Origin of the sequence: Bradyrhizobium sp. AZCC 1678 (assembly GCF_036924765.1) — a bacterium.
In the GTDB taxonomy this organism is placed as follows: domain Bacteria; phylum Pseudomonadota; class Alphaproteobacteria; order Rhizobiales; family Xanthobacteraceae; genus Bradyrhizobium; species Bradyrhizobium algeriense.
Window position 1 is genome coordinate 494,245 of sequence record NZ_JAZHSE010000001.1, and the last position, 10,856, is coordinate 505,100.

The following is a 10,856-nucleotide window of genomic DNA, read 5'->3' on the forward strand; positions in this document are numbered from 1 at the left end:
CCATGACGTCGATTACTGATGCGCCGCAAAATCCGCTGCCGTTCAACAGCGCGCGATCGCGCAAGGTCCCGGGCGGCCGTGTTATCCGCTGGCTGCGCGCCAACCTGTTCGCCTCGGTTACCTCAAGCGTCATTTCCGTGCTCCTGATCGCGCTGCTCGCAAAGGCGTTCGTGAGCCTCGTGCAATGGGGCTACTGGAATGCGATCTGGTCGGTGCCCGGCGACCAGACCGGCGCCTGCCGGTCGATCCGCGGGCTCGGCGCCTGCTGGGCCGTGATCCCCGAGAAATATCGCTTCATCCTGTTCGGCACCTATCCATTCAGCGAGCAATGGCGTCCGGCGCTGGTGTGCCTGACATTCATTGCACTGTTCTATGTGTCGAGCCGGCGGAGCTGGTGGCGCAAGGAACTGGTGGCGGTGTGGGCGGCGGCGCTGGCGCTGATCGGCGTCCTGATGTGGGGCGGCATCGCAGGACTAACCTACGTGTCGCAGGACCGCTGGGGCGGGTTGCCGGTGACGCTGATCCTGGCAACGTTCGGGCTCGCCTTCGGCTTTCCGCTCGGCATCGTCGTGGCGCTGGGCCGCCGCTCGAAACTTCCCGCGATCCGATCGCTCTGCGTGCTCTATGTCGAACTGATCCGCGGCGTCCCGCTGATCAGCCTCTTGTTCATGGCGAGCGTGATGTTTCCGCTGTTCATGCCCGACGGCGTCAACATCGATAAACTGCTGCGGGCTCAGATCGCGTTCGTGCTGTACGCCGGCGCCTATCTTGCCGAAGTTATCCGCGGCGGGCTGCAGGCCGTACCGAGAGGGCAGCACGACGCCGCCGACGCGCTCGGGCTTTCCTACTGGAAGAAGAACGGCCTGATCATCCTGCCGCAGGCGATCCGCCACGTGATCCCGCCGCTGGTGAACACGTTCATCGCCTTCTTCAAGGATACCAGCCTGGTGCTGATCATCGGCATCTTCGACCTGCTGACGACGGCGAAGACGTCGATCATCGATCCGGCCTGGCAGCCGTTCAGCGTCGAAGTCTATATATTCGTCGGCCTGATCTATTTCGTCTTCTGCTTCGCGATGTCGCGCTACAGCCGGCGTCTGGAGGCGCAGGCGCACCCGAACTGACGGCGGAGCTTAGCGCCGGAGTTGCCGGCTCTTGAACCGATGACCAATGACGATCAGTTCTGCGCGCGGGCGCTCGGCGCATTCGCATGCTCACACGAGCGCCTCGAACCGCCGCACGTTTCCTGTTGTTGTGCGCAGGCGGTGAGGTCTGAATATTTTGTGGCACGGGCAGACGTAAAGCAGCCGCGACCAGTTATCCGCAGGCTTGGGGCATTGGTGTCCGATCGTTGGCTGGCGCGGGACAGCGAGACGAGGCCAGCAATTCCACCGCACTGCATACGGCTTGCTGTCCTGATGCCGGTACGAGCTACACCTTCACCAGGCTTTCGAAGCCGCCATAGATCATCCGCTTGCCGTCGAACGGCGGGGATTTCGGATCCATCATCGACGAGAGCCGCGGGTCCGCCATCACCTTGGCGTTGATCTTGTCGCGCTGGGCGCGCGACTTGTAGGTGATCCAGGAGAATATCACGGTCTCGCCCGGCTTGAGCTTGACGCTGCGCGGGAAGGACGTGAGCTTGCCGACCTTGACGTCGTCGGCGACCCATTCGCGATAATCCAGCGCACCATACTCGCGCCAGAGCTTGCCGGCCTTCTTCGATAGCGCGGCGTATTCCGCGAGCTTTTTCTTCGGCACGGCAACGATGAAGCCATCGACGTAGGGCATGGGGAATTTTCCTCTTGTTCTCCGGCGATTTTAGCCATGGCAACAAGATGCCTGAATCGGCGCCGGCTGGTATTGGTCACGTAGCCGCACCCAGTCCATCGGATATGGCAGGCCTTCCTCATGACGCCCGAGCGGGGTCAGGTCGAGGTAGTGATAGGCGGCGTTCATCATGTCGAGGCCGCGCGAGTAACAGGAATAGGTGTGGAAGATGTTCCCGGCCTCATCGCGATAGAATACGCTAATTCCGGGCGCTTCCTCGCTGCCGAACGGGGCGGTTCCGAAATTGTAGTTGCCGCCTCTCTCGATCTGCTCCGGCGTGAATGAAACGCCGTAGTCGTAGTTGAACGTATTGCCGCCGGACGACAGCCAGTCGAACGTCCAGCCCATCCGCTGCTTGAACGCGGCGAGCTTTTGCAGCGGCGCGCGCGAGATCGCGACCATCGCGGTGTCGCGGGCGGCGAGATGCGGGACCATGCGTTCGAACCCGTCGGCCCAGAACGAGCAGCTCTTGCAGGCCTCGTTCCAATCGGGCGCGAACATGACGTGCTGCACCACGAGCTGGCTGCGTCCCCTGAACAGGTCGGCCAGCGACAATTTTCCATCGGGCCCGTCGAACATGTAATCCTTGTCGACCTTGACCCATGGCAGCGCACGGCGCTCCTCGGCCAGGCGCTCGCGCGCCTTGGTGTATTCCTTCTCATGCGCAAGGTGGGCCTTGCGGGCGGCGATCCATTCTTCGCGGGAAACGACGGGGTGAGGCTGCATGGGCTGCTCCTGCGTTCAGGCCAGATAGCTTTCGAGCTTGCCAAGGAATTCCGTCCATCCGCGCTCGTGATTGTCGCGTGCGGTCGCATCGACGAACTGCGCGTGATTGAAGATGAGCAGCGTGCCGCTGCCTTCCGGCTTGATCGAAATCGTCACCAGCGATTCCCGCTCCGGCGTCGAATGCCACGCCCAGCTAAAAACCAGCCGCTGGTTCGGAATGACCTCGCGATAGACGCCGCCGACCTCATTGTAATTGCCGTTGGCGCTGAAGCTGATGCGGTAGCGGCCGCCGACGCGCAGATCGATATCGGCCTTGACCGAGCCCTCCTCGACCGAGGTTGGCCCGAACCATTGCATTAGCTTTTGCGGGTCGGCCCACGCGGCGTAGACTTTTTCGGGCGCCGCGTTGAACCGGCGTGTGAGCGTGAGGCTGGGCCGCGCGGCGAGTTCGGCGTCGCTGATAGCGTCGTGCTTGGCAAGGCTTGACTGGGTGGCCATGGGTCTTCCTCCACAAAAGCGGCAAGGCGGTCGAGAGCGTCGGACCAGAAGCGCTGGTAGCGATTGAGCCACTCCATCGCCTGCTCCATCGGCTGGGCGGTCAACCGGCACGCCACCGTGCGACCGGTCTTTTCGCGCGCGATCAGGCCGGCGTCAGACAGCACATCGAGGTGCTTCATGATCGCCGGCAGCGACATCGAGAACGGCTGCGCCAGTTCGCTGACTGAGATGCTTTCGCGGTCGCCGAGCCGCGCCAGCAGTGCGCGCCGGGTCGGATCCGACAGTGCGGCGAAGGTGCGGTCCAGACCCTCTTCCTGATACTTAACCATAAGGTTTAGTATAGATGCAAAAGAAACGCCGTCAAGCCGGCGTTTGCATCACGAAGTTGAGAGTTGTGACAACGGAAATGCAGATGGCCGGATCATTCCGCGCAACTAGCTTTCACGCATCAGTCCGGCCATCGCGGGAAGGATTCGCGGGCCCCGTTCAATAATCCCGATAAACCCGCATCCGCCGCTGCTGTCCGAAGGCAACGCGCGGATTGACATTGCAGTAGAGGCCGCGCCCAGACGCCGAGGCCATGCATTGGGCATAGGTGCTGTAGGAGCAGTCGCCGGGAACGCCGATGCCCCGGCCCTGGACGCAATAGGGATAATCGTAAGCCGCCGCCGGCGAACTGCCCGCCACCGTGCCGACTGTCGCCGCCGACAGCGCCAATATCGCTAACATTGCATTGCGCATCTTCGATCTCCTCACATGACGGCAGAAGCCGCGTTGCCTTTTCGATAAAACACCGCGGCTGCGCCAATGTTCCGTGAGGTAGATCACTGCACCTTCTCGACCTTGGCTTCCTCGATCACCTTCTTCCACTTGTCGGTTTCGGCCACGATCATCGCACCGAACGCCTCCGGCGGGCCGATCAGCGGTTCGCCGCCCAGGTCGAGCAGGCGCGCCTTGATCGCCGGCTCGGCCAGCACAGCATTGATCTCCTTGTTCAGCTTCTCGATGACGGCCTTCGGCGTGTTCTTCGGGGCGCCCATGCCGAACAGCGCGCTCGCCTCGTAACCCGGGATGGTATCGGCAAGGACCGGCACGTCAGGCAGCAGCGGCGACCGCGCCGTACCGGTGACGGCCAGGGCCCGCACCGAACCGGCGCGGACATGCTGGAGGATGGAAGGCATGTTGTCGAATATCAACTGGACCTGACCGCCCAGCAGATCGGTGATCGCGGGCGCTGCGCCGCGATAGGGCACGTGCTGCATCTTGACGCCGGCCATCGCCATGAACATTTCGCCGGACAGATGAACGGACGTACCGTTACCCGACGACGCCAGGTTCACTTTGCCGGGGTTGGCTTTCACATAGGCAATGAACTCCGCGGCCGTCTTCGCCGGCACGTCCTTGTTGACCGTCATCACGTTCGGCACGCGGTTGAACGCTGCGACCGGCGCAATATCGCGGACCACGTTGAACTTCAGGTTGGCGTAGAGCGAGGCGTTGATGTAGTTCGCGGGATTGACGAACAGCAGGGTATAGCCGTCAGGCTCGGCGTTGATCACCGATTCGGTGGCGATATTGTTGCCGGCGCCGGGCTTGTTCTCGATCACGAACTGCTGGCCCAGCCGTTCGGAGAGCCGCTGGCCGAGCAGCCGCGCGATAATATCGGTCGCGCCGCCCGGCGGATATCCAACGACCCATTTCACCGGGCGGGTCGGGTAATCCTGCGCCAAAGCGCCGCCCATCGAAGCGGCAGTAGAAAGACCGATGACGGCAAGACAAATCGCGGAACGGCGTGAAATCATAAAACTTCTCCTTGGAGGCCGGGATTCAAAGCCCAGTCCGTTTCTATTGAGGCGCGGCTCTATTGAACCGAACGCGGCCCGCGTTGTAACAAACAAAGTCAGGTGCGGCCAGTGCGACGGGGCGCCGCCGACCGCGACGAAAGGATAAGGCATGTCCGTCAGGGTTAACGCGCTCGACCATCTCGTCATCAATGTGTCCGACGTGGCGCGTTCTACCGAATGGTACCGGAAGATTCTCGGCATGGAGGTCAAGGTGTTCGATCCGGGTGCGGGCAAAACGCCGCGGACCTCGCTGGTGTTTGGTCACCAGAAGATCAATGTGCGGCCCCGCGATGCCGACAAGGTCGAGTGGTTCACGGCCGATTACGAGACCGCCGGCAGCGACGATCTGTGCTTCCTGACGTCAAGCACGCCGGACGAAGTGGTGGCGCACCTGAAAGCCAATGGCGTGCCGATCGAGGAAGGCCCCGTGGCAAAGCAGGGCGCCCGCGGCACGCTGCGATCGATCTATTGCCGGGATCCCGATGGGAGCCTGATCGAGATTTCGTCGTATGAGGACGGCGGGGGCTAGCACCACTCCCTCCATTGCGAGCGAAGCGAAGCAATCCATCGCGCGGCATAACGGATGGGTGGATTGCTTCGTCGCTTCGCTTCCTTGCGCAAACGCTTCGCGTTTGTCGCAGGCAATGACGTGGATAGAGCCCCGCAAACCTCCGATTTGCTCCCCACGCCGTCCAATGGCAGAACTACTCCCAAGCAAAACCAAGGCAGCCGCTCAAAGCTGCACGGGAGGAATTCCATGCCACTTTCGCAAGCCGCGCCGGGCATTGTCGGGCCATTCGTTGATCTCGACGTGCCGTGGCTGCTGCGGATGCGCGCCGAGAGCCGCCGCAACCATCCATTCCTGATTCTGGGCGCCGTTCGAGGGCCCGGCGCGGAGCTGGTCCTACGGCGAGTTTCACGAGCGCGTCGGCGCGCTTTCCGCCGGCCTCGTCAAACGCGGCGTCAAGCCGGGCGAATATGTGCTGATCCATCTCGACAATTGCATCGAGGCCATGCTGGCCTGGTTTGCCTGCGTCGAGCTCGGCGCGATTGCCGTCACCACCAACACGCGCTCGGCGGCAGCCGAGATGGAATATTTCGCCGGCCATTGTGGCGCTGTCGCCGCCATCACCCAGCCCGCCTATGCCGAACTGATCTCGGCCAATTGCCGCGGCCTGCGCTGGATCGCCGTGATCTCGCACGATGCCGGCAGTGCGCCTGCGCGAGGCGCACCGCGCGGCGACAGTTTTGAATCATTATTTGCCGACAGCGCCGACCGGCCGCGCCGCGCCGCCGATCCGTTCGCGCCGTGCAGTGTGCAATATACCTCTGGCACCACGTCGCGGCCGAAAGCGGTGTTGTGGACGCACGCCAATGCGCTGTGGGGCGCCAAGATCAATGCCGCGCACGAAGACCTGCACGCTGATGACGTGCATCAGACCTACCTGCCGCTGTTTCACACCAACGCGCTGGCCTATTCGATGCTGGCGACGCTGTGGGTCGGCGCGACTTGCGTGATCCAGCCGCGATTTTCCGCAAGCCGCTTTTGGGGCGTGGCGCTCGAACACAACTGCACCTGGACCTCGACGATCCCCTTCTGCATGAAGGCGCTGCTGGAACATGAGATTCCTGATAACCACAAGTTCCGGCTGTGGGGCACCGCAGTATCCGAGCCGCCGCCGTTTGCCGCGTTCGGGGTCAAGACGATCGGCTGGTGGGGCATGACCGAAACCATCACCCACGGCATCGTCGGCGAGGTCGACCAGCCCAATACGCCGATGTCGATCGGCCGCGCCGCACCCGAATATCAGATCCGCATCGTTGAAGAGGACGGCCGGCCTACGCCCGTCGGCGGCACCGGCAATCTCCTGATCAAGGGCATCCCCGGCCTGTCGTTGTTTTCAGAGTATCTGCACAACGAAAAGGCCACGCGCGAAAGTTTTGACGAGCACGGGTATTTCATCACCGGCGACCGCGTCACCCTGCTGGAGAACGGCTTCATAAAATTCGGCGACCGCACCAAGGACATGCTCAAGGTCGGTGGCGAAAATGTCGCGGCGTCCGAGATCGAGCAGGTAATTGCAGTGGTGCCCGGCGTGCGCGAGGCCGCGGTAGTGGCGAAGAAACATGCGATGCTGGATGAAGTGCCCGTCGTGTTCATCATTCCGCAGGCCGGCGTCAAGGGCGCTCCAGCCGATCTGCATGACACGGTCATGGCCGTCTGCAGAAACGGACTGGCGGACTTCAAGGTGCCGCGCGAGATTCACTTCGTCGACGACATGCCGCGCTCGACACTGGAAAAGGTGGCGAAGGCGGAATTAAGGAAGATGCTGGGGTGAGGCTTTCGTCATTGCGAGCGAAGAATGTAGGGTGGGCAAAGCGAAGCGTGCCCACCATTCACCGACCACAGCAAGAACATGGTGGGCACGGCGCAAGAGCGCCTTTGCCCACCCTACGATTTCGGCTTCGTCATTGCGAGGAACGCAGCGACGGGGGGAGCGGAAGAATAACATAGAAAATCACAGGGGAGCGCGTCATGCCGGGACCGAGATCGAATTCTGCGAGGCTTTCTTGCTATTTTGCAGCTGCTTTCATCGCGACATCGCCGATCAGCGTCGCGGCGGCCCAAACCGCCGACACGATCCTCTTCAACGGTAAAATCCTCACCGTCGACAAGGATTTCTCTACCCAGCAGGCATTGGCGATTACCGACGGCAAGATCCTCGCCACCGGCACCTCCGCCGCGATGAAGAAGCTCGCCGGCAAAACCGCAAAACTGATCGATCTCGGTGGCCGCACCGTGATTCCCGGGCTCACCGACGGACACATCCACGGCATCCGCGCCGCGCTGACCTTCGGCACCGAGGTGAACTGGATCGGCGTGCCCACGCTGAAAGACGCGCTGGAGAAGGTCGGTCAGGCCGCAAAGGCGCAGAAGCCCGGATCATGGATCGTCGTCGCCGGCGGCTGGACCGAGGAGCAGTTTGCCGAAAAGCGCCGGCCGACACCGGCGGAGGTCGCAGCAGTGGCGCCCGACAATCCCGTCTACATCCAGCATCTCTATGACTGGCTTCTGCTGTCGCCGAAAGCGATGGAGGCGCTGAACATCCGCGACGACAGCGATGTGGCGCCCGGCGGCAAGCTCGCGCGCGATAGCGACAACAAGCCGACCGGCATCGTCGACGCCGGCGGCGCTGCGCTCGGCAAGATTTTCGACAAGCTGCCCAGGCCGACCATGGAGCAGCAAGTCGACGGCTCCAAAAAATTCTTCCGCGAGATGAACAGCCTCGGCATCACCGGCATTGTCGATGGCGGCGGCGTCAGCATGTATCCGGCGAACTATCAGGCGGTGTTCCGGCTGTGGCAGGACAGGCAGCTGACCGTGCGTGTCGCGTATCATCTCTGCGCGCCAAAGCCCGGCAGCGAGCTCGCCGACCTGCAGAACCTGACGCAACTCTCGCCGCCCGGATTTGGCGACGCGATGCTGCACTTCAACGGCCCCGGCGAAATCCTGATCTGGGCCGACTGGACCGACGGCGACATCACGCCCGACGGCAAGGCGAAGCTTGCCGAACTGCTGCGCTGGGCGGCGTCAAAGCGCTACACCATCCAGCTGCACTGGAACCCGGACCGCACCGTCCACGACCTGCTCGACGTGGTCGAGGACATCAACAAGGATTTTCCGGTGCGCGACCTGCGCTGGACTGTGCTGCATCTCTACACGGCCTCCGAAGCCAGCTTGAAGCGGATGAAGGCGCTCGGTCTGGTCTGGGGCGTGCAGGATGGGCTCTATTTCGGCGGCGAGCGGCTACAGAAGGAGGTCGGCGTCGAACAGGCCAAGGCGATGCCGCGGATCGCCACTGCGATGAAGCTCGGGCTCGTGGTCGGCGCCGGCACCGACGCGCATCGCGTGTCGTCCCACAATCCCTTCGTGGCGCTGCAATGGTATCTCGACGGCACCACGATCGGTGGCGCCAAAACCCGCGGCGACGAGGAAGCGCCCAGCCGCCGCCAGGCACTGGAGATGTACACCCGCAACACCGCCTTCATGGCAAATGACGACGACAAGCGCGGCACCCTGGAGGCCGGCAAGCTCGCCGACCTCGCGGTGCTGTCGGCGGACTACATGACGGCGCCCGTGAAGGAGATCGGCAAGATCAAATCGGTGCTGACGATGCTCGGCGGCAAGGTCGTGCATGCGGCACCGCCGTTTGCGGAGGAGCGCTAGTTCGCAGCGTAGGTGCGTAGGGTGGGCAAAGCGCAGCGTGCCCACCATCAAGGGCAGCGCTAGAAGTGGTGGGCACGCATCGCTTTGTCCACCCTACGGGGCCCGGTTTACCCATGGGCTTTCTCGGCTGCCTGTGTCACCTGCGCAAGGCGCGCTGACGATCAACGATAGTTAGGCAGTTGCAGGGCCCGACGCTTGCGTTGAGCGGCTACTCTCTCCACGTCATTGCGAGCGAAGCGAAGCAATCCATTTCTCTGCTTGCCGCGAAGATGGATTGCTTCGTCGCTAATGCTCCCTTGCGCAAACGCTTCGCGTTTGTCGCAGGTAATGACGGTGGAGAGTCCGGCGCTCAGTAATACCCGAACGCCACCGGGCGGAAGGCGTGCAGCAGATGCTGGTCGATCTTGTCGCCCATTTCTTCCATCATGCCGAACGCCTTGGCGTGGGTGAATTGCAGCCGGTAGGCGCGCTTCTCGACCAGGGCGGCATAGATATCCACGATCGTGGTCAGCCGCACGATGTCGCTGATCTGCTTGCCGCTCAGGCCGTTGGGATAGCCGGTGCCGTCGAGGAACTCGTGGTGATGCAGCACCACGTCGAGCATTTCGGGTGGGAAGCCGCCTTGGGCCGTCAGCGCTTCGTAGCCGCGACGCGGATGCTGGCGCATCTCTTCCATCTCTTCCAGCGTCAGCGGGCCGGGCTTGTCCAGGATCGCCACCGGAATGTACGCCTTGCCGACGTCGTGCAGCAGGGCTGCACGGGCGAGACGACGCTGGTCGTCGTCGCGCATGCCGAGATGCTGTGCATACGCAACCGCAAAACCGGTGACGAAGAGACAATGGCGATAGCTGCCGGCGTGATGGCAGCCGACCGTCGTCAGCCATTCCCGCAGGGACGAGTGCTTGATCGCCTTGAGAATCTTGTTCTCGGCCTCGACGATGTCGCTGAATTTCAGGGGAACGCCGGCCGGAAGCTTTTCGAAGATCTTGACCATCACGGCATGCGCCGCTTCGACGCCCCTGTTCAGGACCTTGCCGCGATCGGTCGCGTCGAATCCGTCGCTGTCCGGAAATGCGGCGCGAATCCGCTGCAGGATTCCTTGCGCATCGAACGGCCGCGCGATCGTGTCGGTGGCGCCGAGCGCCCAGGCCTGCATCGATCCGTGGTGCAGCGCATCCGCCAGCACGAACAGCCGCGGCATTTCGCGATAGGCCTCGGCGCGCAGCTTGTTGCGCACCAGCTGCACGCTCTCGGCGGAACGCAGGTTGATGTCGACGACGATGCCCGCCAGGTCGCGTTCCGGCGCATCGGGAATATCTGACGTCGCGATGGTATCGACCTGACCAACCGATCGCAGAATGCTGGCGAGTTCGCTGCTTTGATCGCTCCGATCCGAAGCCAGCAACAGCCGGCGCTTGGTCGAAGTCTTGTTGGCTACCGATGTCATGAAACCCCAGACCCCTAGCGATGACGACGTGCAACCGAGGCTAGCGTATAAGGAGTTCCTCGGGTCTTAAGAGGCATCGTGAATCTAGGCTACCGGGAACGCTAAAATTTTAGCGATCTTGTTCGTGATGCGCTGCACTCACGACTGCCATCATCCGCCTTGCGCGCAATTGCGCACTGGGGCGGATGATCCAGTACGCCGTGACGTCTGTGAAGATGGCACGGCCGCGGCGTACTGGATGCCCGCCTTCGCGGGCATGACGCATGGGACAAAAAATCCGCCG

The 10,856-nt window shown here is 62.6% G+C and carries 10 protein-coding genes and 1 pseudogene; 4 read left to right on the plus strand and 7 right to left on the minus strand.

The genetic code is table 11. The features are described 5' to 3' along the window. The first annotated feature begins 2 nt into the window (after positions 1 to 2). Complete coding sequence (locus tag V1294_RS02380; RefSeq protein ID WP_334494922.1) at positions 3 to 1,124, plus strand: amino acid ABC transporter permease; 1,122 nt, start codon at positions 3 to 5, stop codon at positions 1,122 to 1,124. Positions 1,125 to 1,431: 307 nt separating this feature from the next. Here the strand turns inward: V1294_RS02380 and V1294_RS02385 are convergent, their stop codons facing one another. The 6 genes from V1294_RS02385 to V1294_RS02410 all read right to left on the minus strand — a co-directional run bounded on the left by V1294_RS02385 (position 1,432) and on the right by V1294_RS02410 (position 4,856). Continuing rightward, positions 1,432 to 1,791: a DUF1428 domain-containing protein gene (locus V1294_RS02385; RefSeq protein ID WP_334494924.1), complete on the minus strand. Its 360-nt coding sequence runs from the start codon at positions 1,789 to 1,791 to the stop codon at positions 1,432 to 1,434. Positions 1,792 to 1,821: 30 nt separating this feature from the next. Continuing rightward, entirely contained in the window at positions 1,822 to 2,556 is a 735-nt protein-coding gene (locus V1294_RS02390) for a DUF899 domain-containing protein (RefSeq protein ID WP_334494925.1), read from the minus strand. A gap of 15 nt (positions 2,557 to 2,571) precedes the next feature. Further along, complete coding sequence (locus V1294_RS02395) at positions 2,572 to 2,913, minus strand: SRPBCC family protein (RefSeq protein ID WP_244608109.1); 342 nt, start codon at positions 2,911 to 2,913, stop codon at positions 2,572 to 2,574. Then, positions 2,913 to 3,383: an ArsR/SmtB family transcription factor gene (locus tag V1294_RS02400; protein WP_334494927.1), complete on the minus strand. Its 471-nt coding sequence runs from the start codon at positions 3,381 to 3,383 to the stop codon at positions 2,913 to 2,915. Before V1294_RS02400 ends, V1294_RS02395 begins: the two co-directional genes overlap by 1 nt. Before the next feature lie 157 nt (positions 3,384 to 3,540). Further along, positions 3,541 to 3,795 (minus strand): DUF3551 domain-containing protein, encoded by a 255-nt coding sequence (locus V1294_RS02405; RefSeq protein ID WP_417021211.1) that lies wholly within the window; start codon positions 3,793 to 3,795, stop codon positions 3,541 to 3,543. 83 nt (positions 3,796 to 3,878) lie between these two features. Beyond that, the gene (locus V1294_RS02410) at positions 3,879 to 4,856 is read right to left on the minus strand and encodes a Bug family tripartite tricarboxylate transporter substrate binding protein (RefSeq protein WP_334487288.1); all 978 of its coding nucleotides are present in this window, start codon (positions 4,854 to 4,856) and stop codon (positions 3,879 to 3,881) included. Between the two features lie 151 nt (positions 4,857 to 5,007). Here V1294_RS02410 and V1294_RS02415 point away from each other — a divergent pair, with 151 nt between their 5' ends. The 3 genes and pseudogenes from V1294_RS02415 (at position 5,008) to V1294_RS02425 (ending at position 9,126) form a co-directional block, all read left to right on the plus strand. Beyond that, positions 5,008 to 5,427 (plus strand): VOC family protein, encoded by a 420-nt coding sequence (locus tag V1294_RS02415; protein WP_334494929.1) that lies wholly within the window; start codon positions 5,008 to 5,010, stop codon positions 5,425 to 5,427. A gap of 228 nt (positions 5,428 to 5,655) precedes the next feature. Then, positions 5,656 to 7,237 (plus strand): annotated as a pseudogene (locus V1294_RS02420) (AMP-binding protein). Between the two features lie 197 nt (positions 7,238 to 7,434). Then, on the plus strand, positions 7,435 to 9,126 hold the full coding sequence (locus V1294_RS02425; RefSeq protein WP_334494931.1) for an amidohydrolase: 1,692 nt from the start codon (positions 7,435 to 7,437) through the stop codon (positions 9,124 to 9,126). A gap of 349 nt (positions 9,127 to 9,475) precedes the next feature. Here the strand turns inward: V1294_RS02425 and V1294_RS02430 are convergent, their stop codons facing one another. Continuing rightward, complete coding sequence (locus V1294_RS02430) at positions 9,476 to 10,573, minus strand: HD-GYP domain-containing protein (protein ID WP_334494933.1); 1,098 nt, start codon at positions 10,571 to 10,573, stop codon at positions 9,476 to 9,478. Between the last annotated feature and the right edge of the window lie 283 nt (positions 10,574 to 10,856).